Source organism: Romboutsia sp. BSD2780061687b_171204_C1, assembly GCF_015560225.1.
In the GTDB taxonomy this organism is placed as follows: Bacteria; Bacillota; Clostridia; order Peptostreptococcales; family Peptostreptococcaceae; genus Romboutsia_C; species Romboutsia_C hominis.
Map to the genome: position 1 here is coordinate 1 of NZ_JADMRK010000002.1, position 23021 is coordinate 23021.

20 protein-coding genes are annotated in these 23021 nt (G+C 25.9%); 2 read left to right on the forward strand and 18 right to left on the reverse strand.

Translation table 11 applies throughout. The features are described 5' to 3' along the window. Positions 1 to 570: 570 nt before the first annotated feature. Together I2H23_RS04910 and I2H23_RS04915 are read right to left on the reverse strand one after the other, a co-directional pair. Complete coding sequence (locus tag I2H23_RS04910; RefSeq protein WP_092925126.1) at positions 571 to 1257, reverse strand: GntR family transcriptional regulator; 687 nt, start codon at positions 1255 to 1257, stop codon at positions 571 to 573. A 318-nt stretch (positions 1258 to 1575) separates the two neighbouring features. Continuing rightward, positions 1576 to 3423, reverse strand: a complete 1848-nt coding sequence (locus I2H23_RS04915; protein ID WP_195581191.1) for a sensor histidine kinase — start codon at positions 3421 to 3423, stop codon at positions 1576 to 1578. 160 nt (positions 3424 to 3583) lie between these two features. On the opposite strand from I2H23_RS04915, the gene I2H23_RS04920 reads away from it, so the two are divergent. Further along, entirely contained in the window at positions 3584 to 3772 is a 189-nt protein-coding gene (locus I2H23_RS04920) for a hypothetical protein (protein WP_092925122.1), read from the forward strand. A 102-nt stretch (positions 3773 to 3874) separates the two neighbouring features. Here I2H23_RS04920 and I2H23_RS04925 read toward each other — a convergent pair whose 3' ends face one another. From I2H23_RS04925 to I2H23_RS04965, 9 genes are all read right to left on the reverse strand, one after another. Further along, positions 3875 to 4429, reverse strand: coding sequence for an NAD(P)H-dependent oxidoreductase (locus I2H23_RS04925; protein WP_195581193.1), 555 nt, complete (start codon positions 4427 to 4429; stop codon positions 3875 to 3877). 145 nt (positions 4430 to 4574) lie between these two features. Beyond that, the gene (locus I2H23_RS04930) at positions 4575 to 7022 is read right to left on the reverse strand and encodes a cell wall-binding repeat-containing protein (protein WP_195581195.1); all 2448 of its coding nucleotides are present in this window, start codon (positions 7020 to 7022) and stop codon (positions 4575 to 4577) included. Between the two features lie 119 nt (positions 7023 to 7141). Beyond that, positions 7142 to 7609 (reverse strand): HugZ family pyridoxamine 5'-phosphate oxidase, encoded by a 468-nt coding sequence (locus I2H23_RS04935; protein WP_195581196.1) that lies wholly within the window; start codon positions 7607 to 7609, stop codon positions 7142 to 7144. 16 nt (positions 7610 to 7625) lie between these two features. Continuing rightward, positions 7626 to 8834, reverse strand: a complete 1209-nt coding sequence (locus tag I2H23_RS04940) for a nitrogenase component 1 (RefSeq protein WP_195581198.1) — start codon at positions 8832 to 8834, stop codon at positions 7626 to 7628. Continuing rightward, positions 8821 to 10110 (reverse strand): nitrogenase component 1, encoded by a 1290-nt coding sequence (locus I2H23_RS04945; protein ID WP_195581199.1) that lies wholly within the window; start codon positions 10108 to 10110, stop codon positions 8821 to 8823. Before I2H23_RS04945 ends, I2H23_RS04940 begins: the two co-directional genes overlap by 14 nt. Before the next feature lie 72 nt (positions 10111 to 10182). Beyond that, the gene (locus I2H23_RS04950; protein ID WP_166505657.1) at positions 10183 to 10980 is read right to left on the reverse strand and encodes an ABC transporter ATP-binding protein; all 798 of its coding nucleotides are present in this window, start codon (positions 10978 to 10980) and stop codon (positions 10183 to 10185) included. Then, entirely contained in the window at positions 10980 to 11963 is a 984-nt protein-coding gene (locus tag I2H23_RS04955; protein WP_092925110.1) for a FecCD family ABC transporter permease, read from the reverse strand. The genes I2H23_RS04950 and I2H23_RS04955 overlap by 1 nt, the downstream gene beginning before the upstream one ends. 2 nt (positions 11964 to 11965) lie before the next feature. Then, the gene (locus tag I2H23_RS04960) at positions 11966 to 12871 is read right to left on the reverse strand and encodes an ABC transporter substrate-binding protein (protein ID WP_195581200.1); all 906 of its coding nucleotides are present in this window, start codon (positions 12869 to 12871) and stop codon (positions 11966 to 11968) included. 89 nt (positions 12872 to 12960) lie between these two features. Beyond that, positions 12961 to 13707, reverse strand: coding sequence for a nucleotide-binding protein (locus tag I2H23_RS04965; RefSeq protein ID WP_092925102.1), 747 nt, complete (start codon positions 13705 to 13707; stop codon positions 12961 to 12963). 204 nt (positions 13708 to 13911) lie between these two features. Between I2H23_RS04965 and I2H23_RS15340 the strand changes: the two genes are divergently transcribed. Beyond that, positions 13912 to 14616: a helix-turn-helix transcriptional regulator gene (locus I2H23_RS15340; RefSeq protein ID WP_195581201.1), complete on the forward strand. Its 705-nt coding sequence runs from the start codon at positions 13912 to 13914 to the stop codon at positions 14614 to 14616. A gap of 88 nt (positions 14617 to 14704) precedes the next feature. Here I2H23_RS15340 and I2H23_RS04975 read toward each other — a convergent pair whose 3' ends face one another. From I2H23_RS04975 to I2H23_RS05005, 7 genes are all read right to left on the reverse strand, one after another. Further along, the gene (locus tag I2H23_RS04975) at positions 14705 to 15085 is read right to left on the reverse strand and encodes a hypothetical protein (protein WP_195581203.1); all 381 of its coding nucleotides are present in this window, start codon (positions 15083 to 15085) and stop codon (positions 14705 to 14707) included. Between the two features lie 122 nt (positions 15086 to 15207). Further along, entirely contained in the window at positions 15208 to 15993 is a 786-nt protein-coding gene (locus I2H23_RS04980; RefSeq protein ID WP_195581205.1) for a tyrosine-protein phosphatase, read from the reverse strand. 142 nt (positions 15994 to 16135) lie between these two features. Continuing rightward, complete coding sequence (locus I2H23_RS04985; RefSeq protein WP_242871309.1) at positions 16136 to 17527, reverse strand: glycosyltransferase family 2 protein; 1392 nt, start codon at positions 17525 to 17527, stop codon at positions 16136 to 16138. Positions 17528 to 17559: 32 nt separating this feature from the next. After that, the gene (locus tag I2H23_RS04990) at positions 17560 to 18693 is read right to left on the reverse strand and encodes a HEAT repeat domain-containing protein (RefSeq protein WP_195581207.1); all 1134 of its coding nucleotides are present in this window, start codon (positions 18691 to 18693) and stop codon (positions 17560 to 17562) included. Between the two features lie 11 nt (positions 18694 to 18704). After that, positions 18705 to 20807: a hypothetical protein gene (locus I2H23_RS04995; protein WP_195581208.1), complete on the reverse strand. Its 2103-nt coding sequence runs from the start codon at positions 20805 to 20807 to the stop codon at positions 18705 to 18707. A 12-nt stretch (positions 20808 to 20819) separates the two neighbouring features. Further along, on the reverse strand, positions 20820 to 22328 hold the full coding sequence (locus I2H23_RS05000; protein ID WP_207741699.1) for a CotH kinase family protein: 1509 nt from the start codon (positions 22326 to 22328) through the stop codon (positions 20820 to 20822). A 9-nt stretch (positions 22329 to 22337) separates the two neighbouring features. Then, positions 22338 to 23006 carry a DUF4956 domain-containing protein gene (locus I2H23_RS05005; RefSeq protein WP_092925088.1) on the reverse strand — a complete coding sequence of 223 codons (669 nt, stop codon included), beginning with the start codon at positions 23004 to 23006 and terminating at the stop codon, positions 22338 to 22340. Between the last annotated feature and the right edge of the window lie 15 nt (positions 23007 to 23021).

Here is a 23021-nt window from a genome sequence, read left to right on the forward strand (position 1 = left end):
TTAGCTTCACAAGCTTCTTTTCCAAGTGCAAGTATAGCTACTTTAGCTCCACATTTAGCTAAAGCTTCAACCATAGCTCCGCAAAGTACTCCTGTTCCACCTGTTACTACAACTACTTTATCTTTTAGATCAACATTAAATGGTAATTTCATGTTATTGCCTCCCCTTTAGTCTTCTATACTTGTATACTAGCATATCCTTCCCAGGAAAACAATATCTTTTTCATTTTTTTATAAAATATTTTATATTCCGTTTATTTTCTACATAAAATAATTATTTTTTACTAAATTTATTTAGTTTACATTACAATTAATATAATTTAACATTTACTTAGTAGGTTTTAGTTCATAAAAAAATTCTCTTCACCTAAGCGACGTGTCGGCGAAATGCTTCATGTCCCCAACGACTTCGTCCGTTGCTCAAAATGTCATTTTTTAAGCCACTGTGTGGGCGAATCCATTTACATTTTCAAGCCTATTGAAATATCTTATTTTTATAAGTTATGAACAGTTTTATACTTGATATAATTTCCTTATATGTAAAAAAATAAGCATCTGTAATTACAGATACTTATTTAAAATAAATACTTACATCATCATTGTCTTTTATCAATGTTCTCCATTCTTTAGCTGGTAATACTATATGTTTTTGTATATAATCATCTATCTTATCTACTTCTTTGTTTTTTATTATGTTTAGCATTTCTTCATGTTGACTTATTATTTTATTTCTATTAGTTTTCATTTCAGATAATAATCTCATTCTATTATAATGAGTACTTATATTCATTATACTATCCCATATGTTTATTTTATTACATCCTAAAAATATTAACCTATGAAATTTTTTATCTAAATTATGAAACTCTATTTCTTTTCCTTCTATATCACATAATAACTTTTGTGCAAATAGATTTTTTTCTAATTCTATAAATAAATCCTCTGGAAAATATTCGCAAGCTTCTTTTAAAACTTCTTTTTCTATAGTAGATCTCATAAATATAGCTTCGTCTATTATTTTACTATCCATTAAAGAAACATAAGTACCTGATTGCGGCTTAACCTCTATCAAGTGCTCATTTTTTAATTTCATTAAAACTTCTCTAATAGGTGTTCTTGATATATTTAGTTTTTCTGATAAGTCAGACTCGCTAAGTAGTTCTCCTGGCTTTAGTTCTAAAGACATTATATTGTCTTTTAAAATTCTATATGCATATTCTTTACCTGTTTCTTTGTATTTCTTTTCGTAAAGTATCATTATTTCCTCCAATTGGTTACTTTTTATTAGTGTTGTATATTAGTATATTAGTAAATTCACAATATAAATCAAAAAACTCTAAGATTATAAAATAAAATTTTACCATAATTATTGATTATTGACAAAAATAAAATAATTCCTCACTTTTATTGTAACAACTATGTGGTGATAATACTATATAATTCTTTATAAATTATAAATAAATTTTACTTTCGTAGAATTTTAGCTAAAAATTCTACGAAAATAAAATTAATATATTATATATAATTAATACTTAGTTAATTTTTTAATTATATATAATAAAATTTTAATATATGTCTATCTTACAGAAGTATATATATCAGAAAACTCTATATCTATATTCTCTACATATTTATTATATTTAAATGCATTCTGGCTTACATAGTTTTCTTCACATAACCTTATTGGTATAACTATCTTAAACTCACTTCCTACCTTTTCTTCACTATCTACTTTTATAGTACCTCCATGTAAATCCACTAAAGATTTAACTATTGATAAACCTATTCCACTTCCTTCGCTAGGTTTTGTTATTCTATTATTTACTTGCTTAAATAGAGTAAATACCTCTTCTAATTTATCTTTTGGTATACCTATTCCACTATCTTTAATACTCATATTTAAATTTTTATCATCTATATCTAATTTTACGTATATAATTCCATTTTCTGTATTATATTTTATTGCATTAGATAGTAAGTTTAATATAATCCTATCCATTTTTTCTAAGTCAAACGCCATTATTTTTTCTTCTACATTTGTATCAAAGATTAATTTTATCCCCTCTTCTTTTGCATAGCTTTGTACAGAGTCACATATATTTTCTATAAACTCTACTATATTATAATTTTGCGGATTATATTCTAAGCAGCCTGCATTTAGCCTTGTACTGTCAATTAAATTATTTACCATTTTTAATAACCTATAGCTATTTTGTCTTATTATATTTGTATATTTTTTATATTCTTCATCATGGTTATTTCGTTTTGTAATAGCTTCCATTAACTGTATAGAACTAAATATAAGATTTAATGGTGTCTTAAATTCATGAGATAAATTAGCAAAAAATTCCATTCTAAGGCTTTCAAATTCAAGCTCTGCCTCTTTTCTATGAGATATATCTCGAGATATTCCAAGCACCCCAGATACAACTTTATTGCTATCTAACATTGGTACCTTTACTGTTTCAAAATATCTAACTCTTCCATCATCTGATATAGATGAATTATTAGATATAAGCTTACTTTTAGTTTTCATTATATTTTTTTCTTCTATCTCATATTTCTTTATTTTATCATGAGGTGTATTTATATCTTTTTCAGTTTTTCCTATGATATCTTCTTTAGTCATATTTCTATTTTCTGCAAATACTTTATTACAATGTCTAAATACTCCATGTTTGTCTTTTAAAAATATACTATCTGGAATATTATCACTAATTAAATTTAACATTTTAATAGCTGACAATTGATTATTATATTCAATATTTTCTATAACCTCTAAGCATATTCCTATGGTTCCTAATATTTCTTTATTTTCATTTTTTATAAGTTTTATAAATCCATTATAAAATTTTCCATCATAAGAAAATAGCCCATATTTAGATTCTTTACTTTGTTTAATAATATATTCTTCTCCTTTTGAGAATAATTTTGCTACCTCCTCTGGATATATCTCTTCATCTGTTTTTCCTATCATATTTTCAGTTGTTGTATATTTACCTTCTGTTATTTCTTTATTTGTATATACATACCTGCCATCTCTATCTTTTAGCCATATAACTCCACCTAATGCATTCATAAGTTCTTTTATATTTTTATCTATATCAATTTTTCTTTTAAACCATATTAAATATCTATTTTCTGATATTTTTATTATCTCTATTTCATAAAATGACTTTATATCTTTTATATATATTTTTTTAATTTTGTCTTCTATATGCCTATCTATTTCTAGAAAAGCTTCTTTGTATCCTATATTGTCAATACTATAAATATTTCCTTTAATTATCTTATCCCCTATTAATTCATTAAATCTTTTATTTATATCTATTACTTTAATTTTGTTTATTTCATCCATCTCTATATATACATATGGTATAGGGATGTAAGAAATCATTTTCAAGTATTCTTCTTTATTTAACATAATTTCCTCCCCCGTTAGACATTATCCTATGATAGATTATAGTATATTTTAAATTAAAATGGTATTTTTATATTTTTTTTGTTTAAAATTTCTAAATAGTGTGTATATATAAAATATAATAATTTCAAATTATTTTAATATAAATTAGGAGGATATAATTATGATAAGAGTTTGTTCAGCATGTTCTGGAATGAGTATAGATGATTTAAGAGAGGCTTTACTAGGTAGAGAAATAGAAAATGAATGTATAGGTGAATGTGGTGCTGAGTTTACAGCATACGTAGGAGATGAACTAATAACAGCATCTTCATTTGACGATTTTGTTAATCAAGCTAAAGAAGTAAAATAGTTTACAAAACCTCTAAAAAATAAATTTCCCTTTAATAAAAAAAGCTATCTTGTTTATAGATAGCTTTTTTGTAATTTAAAATAAATTTCTAAATAACTTTTATTATTTGAAGTAGCTTTCAAATACATCTTCTTTTTCTTTATCTTCTACATTTAAATTTATATATTTTATATTTTTCATTCCGCAAACTTCTAATGTTCCTTTTATTATTACTGTTTCTATTGGGTTATTTAATTTATCTTTTAAATAGCTTGTGTTTGATTCTGATGTAGTTATAACCATACCTGATTTTATATTGCTTAAAAGTCCCTTTGTTTTATTATCTTCTTCACTAAATGCAAAGTTTTTTATAAATACCTTATCAAAAAAACCTTTTAGTATTGCAGGTACATTGTTAAACCAAACTGGAAAAACTAGAATTATCTCATCACTATTTCTTATACTTTGTTGATATTTTTTAACTAATTCATCATCAGTCTTACCTTCATTATATAACTGTTCTTCTTTTTCAGTCATTACAGGATTGAAGTTATCTTTGTACAAATCTATTATTTCATATTCTGCTCTATTTTCAATCAGCTTTTTTGATAATTTTTCTACGATTTTTTTACTAAAAGATTTTTCACTTGGACTTGCTACTATTATTGTAGTTTTCATAAAATACATCCTTTCTTTCTTTATATGTACTTAGTATAAATAATATATTAATTTTATATTCATACAATATAAATATGTAGATACTAAATACATAAAAAAATAGAGCGAAAGATTTTTTTAATCTTACACTCTATTTTTTAATAATTTATTTTATTGCATTTATACATTCATTAACTATAGACTTGTCTATACCGCCTACTTGTATAAGTTTTGTAGCATTTTTTATTACTGACTTATCACTGTTGTTATGAACTAATACAACAGGATAATTCTTAGCAAGTGGAGATACTGTTAAGGCATCTACTAATGTATATCCTTTAGATATATAAAACTCATTAGCATTAGGATAAAACTTTTCTACAACTAGCTTATTAGTAGCAAATCTATCACTTCCTCCAAGTCTAGTTGCATTTGTTTTATTTACTATATTATCACTCATTGATATACTAGATCCTATAACATAAGTACTTTTGTTATTAGTGTTAAATGGTATGTCTTTTCCATTTGTTAATATTATTGGTACTCCATCACGACTTGCAATTGGAGATACACTCATAGCATCTGGTTCTCCTTTATATCCATTTACTAAAAATACTTTATCTATATTTGGATTTATTTTTTTTATTTCATCTGCAACTTTATAACTTGTTTCTTCTCTGCTATTTCCAGAAAGTCTTATAACTTCTTTTCCTTGTGATTTTAAATCACTTTCTATTTTTGGTGATATAACACTTTTTCCACCTATTAAATATACTTTATTAACTCCATTTAATCTTTCTTTTGTTTCATTTGGTATAGAATCTACTTTTGTTAAAAGTATTGGTGATTTAGTTATTCCTGATAATCCACTTGCACTAAGTCCATCTGCTAATGTTTTATCTCCATTAACAAGTATTGCACTAGTATAGTTTTGGTTATCAGATATCATAGCAGCTGTCTCATATCTATCATTACCTATTATAGTATCTAATATTACCTTATCTTTTTGATTATTTATAATATTTACATCATTTTTATTTACATATCCTTTAAATGTATAGTCATAACTTCCTGGTATAGGATTAGCTACATTAGATGGAGTTATTCTATCAGGATTTATCTCAATATTTGAGTTTCTATCATCAGATATTAAAACTACTTCACCTTTATCTGATGTATATAATCTATTTCCATTTTTATCATTTATATTTGATGACTTATTAAGTATTCCTATTTTATATCTATTATAGTCATCTCCTAAACCTCTAGATGATAATTCTACATCCATTTCATTCATATAACTTGATGCTTTTTCTGACCAATATGGATCTGATGCATATCTAACATTACATCCAATTTCTTTATTTCCAAGATTATTACCATTATATTTCCAACTATTTGGATTTAAATATTCATTTGACATCCATTCTTTTGCAAACTCATTTATACAATTTTCTATGCTTTTAAAGTAATTTGCATTATTTGGATTGCTATCCTTTGCATTTATTCCAAATATATTATTTTTTTGTTTAGCTAAAGTAGACGTTCCCTTAGCTGATTCATTCATAGCTATTCCAACCATAACTGATGCATTTACTCCATATTTATTTTGAGCTTTTATAAAATATTTTCCTGTATTTCTAAGAACACTGTCACTTGGTATTTTAGCTTTAAAATACTCATTTATATCATTAGCATCATATGAACTTTTACTTCTACCTGGTAAATATTGATAGTAGTTATAGTATGGTTCATTAGTATTTACTGCATTGTTATGATTATTTTCTTTTGCATCGCTTATAAGTTTGTTTATATCATCATAAAAATAATTTCCATCATAGCTATAATACTTTACTTCATTTTTCATAAATGAAGGTGCTTGTCCTATTGTTCTATAAGTTCCTGTATTTCCTTGTACATTCGAACTTATATAATGGCTTAATCTTCCATTTACATTTTTATAGTAGCTTAAGTTTTGAGCTTGATTTATAGGAAGTACTACTATATTTGTACCTTTATCATCTTGCTTTTTAATCCATCCGCTAAATCCAGCAACTTCTATCTTTGCCATAGTTTCAGTTTCTTCTATAACTGGAACATCTTCTATATATCCATGATTTATATATGTGTATTCATTAGTGTCGTTTGCATTTTTATACAACTTTGCAGTATAGTTTATAGAACTTTCAGATATACCATCTCCTAATTTTATAATACGGCCTATAGAATTTGTACTATATACCACTAAACCTTCTTTATTTATAACTGATGGTATTATATTTTCATCACTATACTCATTTTGTATGTTTTTTGCTATATTTACAGCTTCATCATAAGTATTAGCTTCTTTGTAAAATATATATTTTCCATCTTGGCTAGCTAGTGCTACTTCATAGTTTGAATCTGTTTTAGTTTTTAGATATTTGAAATTATTAAGTTCCTCTATATCTTGTTTGACTTCTGTAGGCATCTCTGACATGTAATTAGATATGCTATGTGATTTAGGCATTGGTTTTGTATATGTTTCATATTCATTAGAATTAGCATAAGAAACATTTCCCAACATTAAGCCACTTATAGCTAATGATAAGTATACACTTTTCTTTAATTTCATATATTTTCCCCCTATTTTTGTATATATATACTAAATTATAACATATATGTTTTATATTCTCAAAGTAAGTTAATAGTATTAAAAAAACACTTAGCATAATATTATGCTAAGTGTTTTTTCTATTTATCCTTATGATTTATTTCTTTTACTTGGATTAATTCAAATTCTTTATTTTTTATATTTATATCAAAAGCCTGTCCAAATCCTTTTACTAATCTTCCATTTTTTATATTTAACTTAAATATATCAAAGTCTAAAGTTTTTAATACCATCATCATAGATGAATCATGTACTTCATCAAACTTATTATATATAGCTCCATCTGCATTTTCTAATTTAGTAGCTTCACATTCAAATGACACTCTTTTTCTTGCAAATATAGTTTTTGAATCTTTTTCATCTTCTATTATCATAACTGAACAATTTTTATCATTTGCTAAGTTGTAATAGTGATTTGCTGCTTTACTTAAGTATACATATATATCTTTATCTATCATAACAAATGGTGCATAACTTATTTCTGGTAATTTGTTTTCATTTAATGAACTTATCATTAAGCTTTTTTGATTATTTATTAAATTTTTCATATTAATTATCTCCTGTCTATAACTTTACGTTAAGTATTCTTTCTATTATATATACACATCCCCTAAAACCTATATATGGAGTATATGGATATATATTTACTTTATTTAAGTTTGGATTACTAACTTGTAATTTCATCTTAGCGTTACTTTTCATGTCTAAACTTGGTCCATCACCAAATAATCCTAGAAGTTGTGTATTTTTTAGATATTTCATTCTATCCAATTCACTTCCTGTAGAAACTAAATCTTCTTCACTGTCTATTTTATGTAGCACTTCTTTTCTATCTACACATAAATTTAATTCACTAAGCATATCACTTATTCCTAGTACAGTATCATAATCTCCAAATAGTGCACATTTTTTACTTTCTTTGTAGAAGAAAAACTTACGCTTTACACTAAACATGTTATTTTTAACAAAGCTTATTTCTTTATTGTATAATTCTTTGTTTAGCTCATACCCTTCTATTTCATTTACTGCTTCTATAAATTCCATAGTATTTTTAAGACCATATAAACTTTTATATACATATGGTATATTGTACTTTTCTTTCATATATTTAGCAGCTTTTAATCCTTCTTTTCTAACTACTACATTAAGAGATGCTTTCGCTGCGTTTTCTATGTCTTCTATAGAAGTATCACAAGTAAACATTGTATTTAAGTCTTTATTAAATAGCTCTTTCATAATTCTTTTTAATTCATAGCTATCACTTAAGAAGTTGTATTTATCTATGTTATATCCTATAATGTTGTACTTATTTATATCTTTAGTGTTGTCTTTAGTTATTTCTTTTACTAATAATTCTAATATATTTTCAACACCTATGTTGTAGTCGTCCTTAAGCCCACCTGTAGTTATAGGTATTAATTTTGCTTTTACTTTATCTTTAAGTACTCTACATACACTTTTAATATCTGCACCTATTATAGATGATATAGATGATGCCATTACAAATATGTATTTAGGCTTTATATTTTCATCTAATTCTATTATTGCATTTTCAATTCTATCGTACTTTCCAAATGTAACATCACTTTGATCCATATGAGTTGAATATATTTTTGCTCTTTCTTCTCCATTTAAGCTTCCTATTGCCTCTATTGAATAGTGTGTTGTTCCTGCTGGTCCAAATTCTATAATACATGCATTATTTATTGATGACAGTGTCCATATTGTTCCCATTCTATCATTTGCTACGGGGAAATATTTACATACCTTCATACATCATTCCTCCCATTTTGCTAGTTTCTAATTCATATAGCTTTATTAAGTCTTTCATCATATCTATAGGTAGTTCATATCCTATTTTTTGTGCATGAGAGTCTAGTGTTATTTGCATTAACCCTTTTTCTCTAAGTATTATAGGGCTTTCGTGACCTATATATACATCTGCTCCTATTGTTTCATATAAATGTCTAAGTGGTGCTATATTTGCTATTCTACTTATGTATGGGTTATATCCTTTTTTAGATATATTTTCCTTGTACTTTATATCTTGTTCATATAACTCTCTAATTTGTACAAACACTGGTATCATACCTAAATCACTTAAAAAGTCTACAGTTTCAAAAGCCATCATAGGTGTATTTCCATATATAAGTTTTTTTCCTTTTAAAATATCACTACACTTTCTAAAAAGCTCATCATATTCATTTATCTTATCTTCTAATTTATTTAATAAATCTACATTTAATAATTCTTCTAATCTCTTGTAGTTTTTATATATTGTACTTTTATCCATATGCTTATCAAAGTATATATAGTCTATATCAAACTTTTTCTTCATAGCTTTAGCCAAATCTAGTGCTATCATATCTGTTACTATATTTACTTTTGATTTTGATGCATTTTTTATAGCATCTATATCACACTTTGATGGTATCACAGTATTAATGCTAACCCCTTCGCTTTTTAATAGTTTCACAAGTTCTGTAGATTCAACATTTTCTTGCCTATGTCCTAGTATGTTTATTCCTTCTTTTTCTTTTGATTTTTTCATACAGGTACTTAGTGCTTTTAAGCTTCTAGACATTCCTGGTATATGAGAGTTACACTTAAAATGTTCTGTGTTTACTACAAATATAGGTACATCAACTTCACCATCTAAGCTATATTCTATTGAAGAATAATCTTCTCCTATAAGCTCTGGTACACAAGTTGTTACTATCATTATTGCATCAGGTTCTTCTATTTCTATTATTTGTTTTATAGCTTCTTCTACCTTTTTTTGCCCACCAAATACTATATCTTTGTCTTTTAAAACTACTGAATAAACACTATCATTTCCTTTTTGTCTATGATATGCAAAGTTTTTAGTGTAGTAAGTACATTCACTAGTTCCTACTACAACTAGTGGCATATTTTTTATATAACTTGCTGTAAGGGCTACCCCAAATAATGGACAATGTGTCCCTGGAAATATTGCATGAGATAAACTTTTTATATCTTTATCTTCATTTATTTCATCTAATCTATTTAAAATATCTAAAGTATACATACTTCTCCTCTTATTATGTAAATTTTGATTTTGACTCTTTCTTATATTTGTTGACTTATTTAATCATTAGCTTTAAGACACTAGTCTTTGTGCCTTTATAGTTTTTATAGGGTGTATTCTAGGTTTATTACTTTGTGGATCATTATCTATATCACACTCTATTTTATAAACTTTTTTTATAACATCCTTATTTACAACATCATTTGGTCTACCATCACTTATAATTTGACCATCTTTCATAATTATAAGCCTATCGCTATACTTACTAGCTTGGTTTAACTCATGTAGTACCATTACTATTGTTATTTTAAACTTTTCATTTATTTCTCTAACTAACTCCATAAGCTCTAGTTGATATGATATATCTAAATATGTAGTAGGCTCATCAAGAAGTAATATGTCTGGCTTTTGACATAGTGCTTGTGCAATATACGCCCTTTGTCTTTCTCCTCCTGATAATGCCCCTATTGGTGTATTTTTATATTTACTAAGCCCTGTATTTTCTATTGCCCAATCTACTATTTCTTTGTCATTATTTGTCTTAGTTTCAAACCATTTTTTGTGAGGGATTCTTCCAAAGTAAACAAGTTCTTCAACTGTTAAATCCATAGGTGCATTGTTGTGTTGAGATAATAAGCACACCTTTTGAGCTATTAATTTTCCCTTTAAGTCTTTTATTCTTTTTCCTTCTAAAAAAACTTCTCCACTTAAAGGTTTTATCATCCTAGATAAACTCTTTAATAAAGTTGATTTTCCACATCCATTTGGACCTATTATGGATACAACTTCTCCTTTATTTATTTCTAAGTTTAAATTCTCTATTATAACTTTATCTTCATATCCAACTTTTAAATTACTAGCACTTATCATTAATAATCTCCTCTCTTTCTTAGTAAGTATAAGAAAAACGGCCCTCCAACTATAGACATAATAACTCCAACTGGTATTTCTATAGCTCCACCTATTGTTCTTCCTAAAGTATCTGCAACTAATAATACTATACTCCCTAGTACCATACTAAAAGGTATAGTGTATTTATGATCACTTCCCATAATCATTCTAGATATATGAGGAACAATAAGTCCAACAAAGCTTATAACTCCTACAACTGATGTTGATATAGCAGCTAAAAATACTGCTACACCTGAAATTAATAGTCTAGTTAAGTTAACATTAAATCCAAGATTTGTTGCTGCTTCATCTCCAAGTTGTAAAACATTTGCACTTCTTATAAGAAGTAGTGATACTATAAGTGCTATTATAGAATATCCAAATAACATATTAACATCTACCCAAGTTTTAGTAGCTAAGCTTCCATTTAACCAAAGCATAGCACTTTGTATCCTATCACTATACATTGTTGATAAAAATGATATAACTCCTCCTAATATAGTATTTACAGCAACCCCTGCTAATACTATTCTTCCTGGCTTTATTCCATTTTTATAAGCCATTAAAAATACTAATATACATGCTATAGCACCACCTACAAATGCAACTATAGGTAGTATATTCGTATACTTTGGAGCTAATAAAAGTATTATAATAGCAGCTACACTAGCACCTGTTGATACTCCTGTTATACCAGGGTCTGCTAGTGGATTTTTCATAACTGATTGAAGTAATATTCCTGCTACTGCTAAGTTTGCTCCAACTAATGCTGCTAGTATATTTCTTGGTAGCCTCATCTTATAGACAATAGTAGTTACTACTTTATTATCATCATTTATAAGAGCTTTAATTATTTCATTAAAACTTAAATCTACACTACCTATAGTAGAAAGCAGTACTAAAAGTACTGCTAACATTATAAAACTTATACCAATAGTTAAATATTTTTTATTTAGCTTCATACCTAGTTACCGTATAATGTATTTCCTAAAGTTTTTATAGCTTCTTTTACTTGTAGGTTTGCAGATACATTAAATATAGCAGGGTCTAAATCTATTACTTTTCCATTTTTATATGCATCTAACTCTTTGTATGCTGGATTTTTATCAAAAGCATCATCAAAAGCTTTTTTAGTTTCTTCTATATTTCCATGCGCAAATCTAAGTATATAATCAGGATTTTCTTTTATTATTTGCTCTAAACTAAATTGAACATAAGGTGAACTCATATCTCCCTCTAATTTATTAGTTATATTTTCTGCTCCCACAGTTTTTGCTAAATCCCCTAAATAAGAAGTCTCTGTAGCTAACATGAAGTTTTCTCCTCCACCAAATATTATTGCTACTGTCGGTGCTTTTTCACTTTTATTAGCTGTAGCTTCTTTTTCAACTTCTTTTAATTCGTTTATTACTTTAGTCGCTTCTTCTTCTTTATTTATTTCTTTTCCTAGCTCTTCAATACTTTTTACAAATTCTGTATATGTTCCTGTATTAAAGTAGAAAGTATTTAAATCATACTCTTTCATACTATCTTTTACATTTTCTTTAAACATACTATCCATTATAAATACATCAGGCTTTAGAGATGCTACTATTTCTAAATCAGGATTCATTGCTTGACCTACTTCTGGTAATCCTTTAAACTTTTCTGGTATTTCCATTTTAGTTGTAGGTATTCCTATAACATTTGCATCTAATTTATCTAATACTTGTGTAGCTGAAACTGTCGCAGCTACTACGTCTAATTCCTCAACTTGAGCACCTTTAACGGCTGTATCACTTTCTTTTTCACTTTGACTACTATTATTAGTACACCCTGTTATAAATAATGCTGATACTAAAAATACTGATGCTAATTTTCTAAATTTCATAATACTTCCTCCATTTTGTTTTAATTTTATATTTAATGTGTTTATTTTTATATAATTTTTATAAGCTAAATTGCTGTTTTACAGGCTAGTTATTCACTAACTATTTTTCTAGCCAAATTCATATATATACTTGCCATCTCGCTCTCTTTATCTTTTTCTATAACTGTTTTCCCATCATTTTCAGATATTTGAACTATTTGATTTCTAGGTATATAGTGAAAAACATTACTATTTATTTCATTACATAAATTTTCTACTAATTCAACTTCACCATCTACATTTTTGGCATTTAATATAATACCTTTTAATGATGCATATCCTCTACTTTTAAATTGATTAACTGCTGTAGATATATTACTCGCTGCATACATAGACATCATCTCACCAGATGTTACTATATAAACATCCTTAGCGTATCCATTTCTTATTGGCATTGAAAATCCTCCACATACAACATCTCCAAGTACGTCGTATATGACTATATCTGGCTTGTAAACTTCAAAAGCCTCTAATTCTTCTAACTTCTCAAAAGCTGCTATTATTCCTCTACCAGCACATCCAACACCAGGAGTTGGTCCTCCAGCTTCAACACAAAGCACTCCATTATATCCTTCAAATACAATATCTTTAAGGTCTATATCATCACCTTTTTCATTCATTACATCTAATACTGTAGGTATAAACTTTCCTTTCATTAGATTTTTAGTTGAATCTGCTTTTGGGTCACACCCTATTTGCATTACCTTATATCCTAATTGTGAAAGAGCCGCTGATAAATTCGACGTTGTCGTAGATTTACCTATGCCTCCTTTACCATATATCGCTATTTTTCTCATTGACTTTCTCCTCGTTTTAATAGATAATATTGATGATATTGATTATCATTTACTCTTTAAGTATATTATAAAAATTTTTATAGTTCTTTAATTATATTTGCTATTTTTATAAATATTTTTAGTTTAAAATATTTCAATTCTAAATTTTAAAGTTAAAATAATTTGATTATATTAACTAGTTTTAATCAAGTTTTGGAGGAGATCATGAGTAATTTGGAAAGTATATTGAAAGATTTTTATGACTGTCTAGATATTCCTATACAGTTTGTCAACGAAAAGTTTATCCCTATTTATAAAATGGGATTTTCAAAGGATATTGATTTGGTATTAGAAAAAACAAACATATATAATAATTTAAAAGAAAGTACTATTTCAAGTATAAACCTTACATATTTTGAAAATATACACTTTATAGTAACACCTTTAACGGATACTAGATTTGATGGATACTTTATAGTTGGACCATTTAAATCAAAATATATATGTAGTGAGTTAAATATTCCATTTAAACCTTATTCTTGCATTAACTACATATTAACTATGCTAAAAAGCATTATAAAAGGTCAAATTAATAAAGATAATAAATTTAATCCATACATTAAAGATAGTATTGATTACATACATAAAAATTACGCTTCTACTAATATGGATGATGTTTGCAGTTATCTAAGCATTAATAAAAGCTATTTTTGTTCTATATTTAAAAAAGAAACTGGATATACTTTTACTAATTTTTTAAATAAATTTAGAATAGAAAAAAGCAAAGAGTTTTTGAAAAATAAAAATTTTACAATATTAGATGTTGCTTTATTGGTTGGATATAATAACCATAACTACTATACAACACTTTTTAAAAAACTAAATGGTATAACACCTATTGAATATAGAAATAATCTTAAAGCTAGTTAATTAATTTTATTATCTAGCTTTTTATATTATTTAAATAATCAATATTTGTATTTAAAAATAAAAAATGAGTAGCTTGAGTGCTACTCATTTAATTTAATAAAAATTTTTCTAATTCATCATATAATTCTATATCTTCCTTAACTATAGCTATAACTTCTTCATTAGCTTTTAAGAAATAAACTCCTATTACTTCTTTATCTTCTTCTAGCTGAAATTCTATGTCATCTTTATACAATTCTTCTTTTTCTTCTTTTAATTTCTCAGATAAGCAAAGTATACTTTGGTCATATACTACTTTTTCTATAATACTAGCGCTAGATACTTTTGTAGATGTTATCATATATATTGCTAATTCCGTTATGTAAAGTATTAATAATTCTTTTGTAAAATTATCTTTTATAAATTTTCTTATCTTATTGTTCTTATCATTTATTGGATAAAGCTCAGTGAGTAATTCTTCAAACTTCATAGATAATTCTCCTTATTAAGATATTAAAGTCTTAATAATATGTATGAATATTTAAAGAATAATATACTCTTAAGTATTATTTCATTTAATACATAATTATAGATGTAATATAATTATATTATTTATTTTCTATTAAATATTTTTTTTATAAATCCTACCTTTTTTCTATTTTTTGGCTCTATTTCTTTAAATGAAATCTCTTCATCATTTATTATTTTTAATGGATTTTCTATTAGTAATGTTTTAGCTCTATCTTCACCGTAGTATTTACTTATATATGTGAAAACTTCTTTGATATATGGTTTTCTTCTTTCTTTATCATGTGCATCACTAGCTATAAACTGTACTAAATTGCGATCTAATAAATATTTACAAACTTCAAATGACTTAGAACCTTTTTTTAATACACTTGAACTATTGATTTGAATAAGTGCCCCTTCATTTATAGCATCTTTTAAAATACTATAATTTTTTTGTATTTCTTTATATCTTTCTACATGTGCAAGTATAGGTATATATCCCCTTATTTTAAACTCAAATATAACATCACTTAGTTTTTTAGGAAAATTGCTAGGAGAAAATTCAACTAATACATATTTACTATTGTTTATACTTTTAAATTCTTTTTTATCTATATATTCTAATATATTTTCATTGTAATATATTTCATTTCCAACTAGCACATTTACATCTATATTATTTTTTTTTAATTCATTATTAAAACTTGTGGCTATATCTAAAAGTTTATCTTCCATTATATAATCTTCAAATGCTGGATGATAATGTGATGTGTTTATTATAGTTTTTATACCTTCAGCTTGAGCTATTTTTGCCATTTCTAAAGCTTCTTCAAGGCTCTTAGCTCCATCATCCACTCCAGGTAATATGTGACAATGTATATCTATCATTTTTTATTCCCCCAATATTTACTTATATATTTTAATATATATCAAAATATTTATATAATCTACATGTTTGTATCAATATTTTAAATTGTTTTTTACATTCATTTGCAAAAAAAAAAGAATTTGCAAAATAAATTGCAAATCCTTACTCTTTTGATGTTTCTTTTTCATATTTAATTCTATTTTGCTTAATCCTAGTTATTTTGTTCCATTTATTTTTATATTTTTTATATCCTATAAATCCAGTTAACCTATAAAAAGAACATAATTGCCTATACCCAAAGCTCTCAACTATTGAAAATAGTATTAATTTTAATAGTGTAGTTATACTTGGTATATGTCTAAATACATAATTTTCAAGCATTACAGATGTTACAGATATTATAACACTATATAATATATATACTAGTAAAAATGTTGCTAAAAACTTTATATTTAAATATCCTGCAAAATATGAAACTATTATTATTAATAATCCAAATATATCTATTACACAAGAAAATAGCTCATATACTACAAAGTACATAAAAGAAAATATACCTACAAACCCATATTTTGGATTTAGAAATATATACTTATGGTTAAATAAACTTGTCATAAGCCCTATGTGCCATCTTCTTCTTTGTCCTTTCAGGTCTTTAAATGTTTCTGGTACTTGTGACCAGCAAATAGCATCATAAGCATATTTTATGTTATATTTTATCTTATTTTTTCTATAAAAAGAATGAAGTTTAACAACAAGGTCCATATCTTCACCAATTGTATTAGTGTCATATCCTCCAACATTTATAGCACAACTTTTCTTAAAAAGCCCAAACGCACCAGATATTATAAGATTGCCATTAAAACTATTAAACCAAACTCTAGTTGTCAAAAATACACGATAATATTCTATAGTCTGAAATATTACTAGTAACTTTTTTGGTGGCAATATTTTTTTTACTCTACCATTTTCTAAAACAACTTGATTTGCAACCTTTATATTTCCGCCTACTGCTATAGTAGTATCATCTTCCATAAATGGTGCTACTATATTAGTTAATGAATCATATTGAAGTATAGAGTCTGCATCTAATGATACAAATAGTGGATATCTAGATACATTAATTCCCATATTGAGAGCATCTGCCTTCCCACCATTTTCTTTTCTAACTAACGTTAATTTTATATTGTTTATAAATCTTTCATATACAAACTCTTCTTTTTTACATTTTACTAATCTTCTTATTGGCCTTGCTACTCTTTTTAGTTTAAATTTGTCTATAATTACCTTAGAAGTATCATCATTTGAACCATCATCTATTACTATTATTTCAAATTCTTTGTAGTCCAAACTAAGTAGAGATTCTATACAATCATTGACTGTTTTCTCTTCATTGTATGCTGGTACTAATATAGATATAGGAATATAATTTTCCTTATTATCTATTGCTAAAGCTTCTGAAAATCCTCTTTTTCTTTTACTCTCATTAAGCTGTAATACAGAGTATACTGTGGATATAAAAAATACAACAGCATATATAAATATATAATACATAAAGAAAATGTTAATATATCCAATAATTATCTCTAACATGAGTACACAACATCTCCTATCTCTTCTAAATATTTTTCATAAGATATTTTATCTTTTACAAACATAGCATAAAAAAGTATATCTCTTGAATATTTGTCTTCTTGTTTTATTATTCTTTCTTCTATATAGTCTTTGTCAAATCCAAGAAGAGACATGGCTGAGTTGTACCTTACATACCAATTTTTATCGGTTATTGTTTTAAGTAGTATCTCTATACTTTCTTCGCTATTATAATTTCCAAGAGTGCTTGCACACACAGTTCTATACTCCCAATCTTTACTATTTATTATATCTATTATAATTTGCTTCGCTTCTTTGTATTTAACTACTGCAAAATATTTTATTATACTTATCTTAACTTCTTTATGAGTATTTTCGCTTTTGAGCATGTTAAGTAAATCTAATTTTACATAATCTATCTTATTGTTTTTAAAGTGCTCTATTATAACCTTTTGAACTTCATAGTTAAGCTCATTAAACATTTTAATTAAATTTTTATTTAGTAGATTTTTGTTTCCACAAAACATATTAATTATATCTATAAACATTTTATTATTTACATATTTTCCATTATCTGATATATACCTTATAAAATTTATTAAATAATCTAAGTTTCCTATTTTAGATACACTCTTTAGAGCTAATGTTCTTAATTGAGTTGAATTTGTATTTAGACAATTATATAAAAAGTCTTTTATCTCTATATTAGATAATTTATATTCACCAAGCAACATAACATAATAAGATTTTATAATATCATCCTTTCTCTTACATGCCTTTATTTCATTTATTATAATATCCTCAAAGTTTTTTGCGTAAATCTTTGTGTATTTATGATTATTGTAGTCTTTATTAAATTCAAATAAGGCATTATGAAAGGAGTCTTTGTATCTTCTCTTTTTAATTTTATTTCTTACATACTCAATATTTATTTTTGTTATATTTTTTTTATTTTTTATATCTTCAAGCTGTTTTAATATTTCTTTTTTAAAAGTGTTATCTAAGTCTTGAACTTTCCTTTTGTGCCTTTTGTTATACATATCATTTACTATCATATAAATAACTGAACAAGAAATTATATATGTAAAAAAGGCTAACACTATATATATTATTGTTATATTTTTCATATCTCCCCCATTTAATTAGAGATTTTTGTTAATTCTTTTTGCAATATATAATAAGATTCTTTTAATCTTTCATGATAATTTGGCATTAACCAAGTATCTAGTTTAAAGCTTTCACTTTTTAGTCTAACTTTTTTATATTCACTATTTAAAGTCATGCCTATTTTAATGTCTTTTATTTTTATTGGTTTAATCTTGTATACCTCATAAAAATCATCTTGTATTTGTCTAGTTGATGGATCCATAAAATTAATAATCCCCCAAGGTATTCTTATTTCTACATAATCCTTGCCAACATAAAAGTCAGAAGCTGAGTTATAATCTAAGCTATTTGGATTACTATTTCCATAAACTAATTTACCTGTTTCATGTATTATAGCTTCTTCTTCACCATTTGATGTGTTATACATTTTAGGCCTTACCTCTATATAGATTGGTGAAAAGACATCCATATCTTTTTTGTGATTTATAAGATCTGGTCTTTTTTGATTATCTTTTTTATTAAGATAAAAATTAAATCTATTATAATATTCATGTACATAAATAGCACTATTATCTATATCATTTATATGTATTATAAAATCAACATTATCTTCAAAATTCAGCATAAACTGTGAGCTTTTTTTAACACCTGATTTAGGAGTTGTATCTAAGTCTATATAAATATCATCTTTTGATAAGTCTATATCTTTTGATAATTTTGCCATAAGATATAAATACTTTTCATCACTTTTAGCATATAAACTCATATCTTTATTTTTGCTTACAATGTCTTTTTCACTCCACTCATCTATACTATCATCTACATAACTTACACTTTTACCACTTCCTGGGTCAAATGCCATAAGACCAAAACTTTGGCTATAAGTTTGTGCATCACTCCAATAAGCTGATCGGTCTAATATTTTACTATCTGCTGTATTTGCTGAAGACCTACTCCAACTATCTTGAAATTCAAATAAAAAGCTTCCTGCACATCCTGAACTTTTTATAGCCCTATATAAGGATACTAAAGCATTTCCTTGTTCTTTTTCATCTATATATTTAATTTTATCAGAGTTCATATTAAAATCTCCACCAGTTCTAGATGATGGTATCCCATATTCCCCTATAACAACTGGTATTTTATGATTATTATTTAACTTTTTAAAATAATAATCCATCTTATCTACATATTCTTTTACTTCGTTGTAAGACGGATATATATTATAAGTTGCAAATAATCCTGTTTTTAATTTGCTTTTAGATTTTATATTTTCAGGATTAAAATAATAATTTTGATTTTTTATTCTATCATCTTTTTCTATAAAAGTATTTTTTCCAGGATTTTTTTGACCGCTGACTATATTATATGAAGATGAACCTATATAACTTATAAGACTTTGCTTTTTATAACTTTCTAGTTCATAGTCTAATAAATAATCTCCCATACTAGCCATATAAGATTCAAAAGATGATGCTTTATCATTTGTATATAAATATTTGCCATTATACTTTTCTTTCTCATTCATAATTTCATTATATATTATGTCATGCTTTGCAAACTCTATGCCTAGCGTATATCCTATAACATAATCTGAAACATCAGTATTGTAAAACTGTACTATATCTGGCTTATTATAGTTGTATGGATTACCATGTACTGAATCTACTATAAGCTTTATATTTGTTATAAATCCATCGTTTAAGTTACTACTTTGTGGATTTTCTCCATCCTTTAAATATTTTTCATCAAAGTATATTCCTTGCATTAAATATATTGGACTTTCTCTATTTTTATTGAATTTATCAAGTGCATTATAAAAATTATGACTCATAAGATTAGATACTTTTATGCAATTTGCTCCCATATTGTAGATATTACTTATCCATCTTAAATAATCATCTTCTGATACTAAATTATCACTTGGAAATGTTCCTGGTTTAGCTGAGTTTAAATTAACTCCTACTATATCTAGTTTTTCCCATTTTCCATTCTTTGCTATATATATTTCCTTTTCTTTAACTTTAGTGAAATATGTATCATTTTGTCCTACTAATTGATTAGTAGCTATTGAACTTATAAGATTATATATAAGTACAAATGCTATTATACAAATAAGTAAAAATTTCTTCATATCAATCTCCTACTAACTCGCCCATTTAGATAAGCTATCTATGTTTTCATCCATCCACTTGCCTCTATTTTTTATAAAATTTTTCATTAAATTTATTTCTTCTTCATAAGAATTTGCTTTTCCTGTAGTGTCTTCTAACAAATCTTTATTATTACCTAAGAATTTATTAAATGCATCTTCTCCATTACCATATTTTTGTATTATATTCCAATACATTCCAAAAACATCAGATTGATTACTTAGTTCAAATGACCATTTATCAAAGTTCCGTTTTACTGAAGTACCTAGGTAATTCTTAGTTTTATCTATAAGATTTATAAGATATTCATCACTAAGATAGTTTTTTCTTAATTCTTTATATCTACTTACAACTTTATTAGCAAATGCTCTATCCTCCATAAGTCTATCAAACCAATACCTTTGCAACATAAAAAATCCTTCATACTCAAAAGCTCTACTATCTTTATTTACTTCGTTATTTCCAAGTGATCTATTAAAATCCCATATAGGACCTGCTTTCATTTTTTCATTATAATCCTTATACATATATGTACTAAATATACCTGCATCAGTATTTAAGAAGAACTCATTAATAATATAAAAGTCTACAAAATAATCTACATCTATATACTTTCTATATCCATTTTTAGGGTCATTAAATTTATCTGAATATAGTATTCTTTCAAACTCACTAATATATTTGTTGATATAATTATATTTGCCTGGTGTTAAATCTTTTTTAGGATATTCAATATTTAACGCATAGTCATATAAATGAGTTTCATATCCATAATTTCCAATTACAATATTATCTTCTTTATTTCTGTCCCTACTTATTATAAAACTAGTTTCATCGGTATTATCATGAGTTTTAACTATATCAACCCTGTCTTCTCCTCGTTTTATCTTTTCTATTAATAAATACACTCCCTTGTAGTGCTTTTTTTGTATAGTACTACTTCCATCATCTATAACAAAAACTTCACAAAACCTCACATCAGGTGCATACTCCATAATATTACTACCTACAGTATATGCTATATAATTTCTCATAAGAGACTTATCAGCAAAAGGACCATTTAATACCCAATCTGAATCCTTATCCATACCTAGCATTTTTTTATCTTTTTCATTTCCTTTTTTGTTTACAAGCTTTAGACTATACTGCTTTTTAGGAAAATATTTTGTTGTATTTCCTCTTATATTAATCATTGCACTACTTTCTAAACTTGGATTATCATTTAAATAATTATTTTCTTTATCTGAATTGTAAACTTGAATATTTGAAACTGTCTTTTCTTTATTAGATATGGATTTTCCATTAGTATCTATTACTATTAAAGGAAGGTTAAAACCATAATCCCCATAAGTATTTTGATATATTTTTTCATATTCTTTTGATCTATTCTCTTTGTATTTATAACTTGCTACTTCTTTAGCTTCTTTTAAATATGATGCTCCAATTAGTGATATAAAAATAAAACTAAGTGCCATAAATGCTTTAAATATATCTTTTTTCATTCATATCACCTATCCTATTGTTTCTCCATTTTGAGCAACTAAATTAACTGCACTAACACCTTCTATCTTGTATAAATTGTCTAATATATTTTTGTCATTACTATTTTTAAACTTTATTTGATAAATTATCTCTATATTATTTCCTACAGAGTTTTTAGCCCTTAACTGACTTCCTTTAAATGAGTCAAATACACATCTCATTATTTCTTCTTCTCTTTCTCTTTCACCTCTTATAATAAGAATGTATCTTTCTTCTTTGCCAATTCCACTAAAGCTAAACATAGAAAGTACTATAAATAAAAATAACGACCCAACTATAGCTATCATATAGTTTTGACTTCCTACACTAAGGCCTATAGCTATACACCAAAATATATATCCTGTATCTCTTGGATCTTTTATAGCTGTTCTAAAACGAACTATAGATAATGCCCCAACCATACCAAGTGATAATGCTATATCACTACCAATTACTATCATTACCATAGTAGTAACTAGTGTCAGCATTACAAGTGATACATTAAACTTTCTATTATACATTACTCCACTAAATGTTATTTTATATGTCCAAAATATAACCATTGAAAGTATAAATGCCATACTCATCATTTCAATAGCACTGAATAGATTTATATTTCCGCTAGGTGCTGTTAAGTATTTATATAATGTTTCTTTCATATTTCTCTCCCTTAT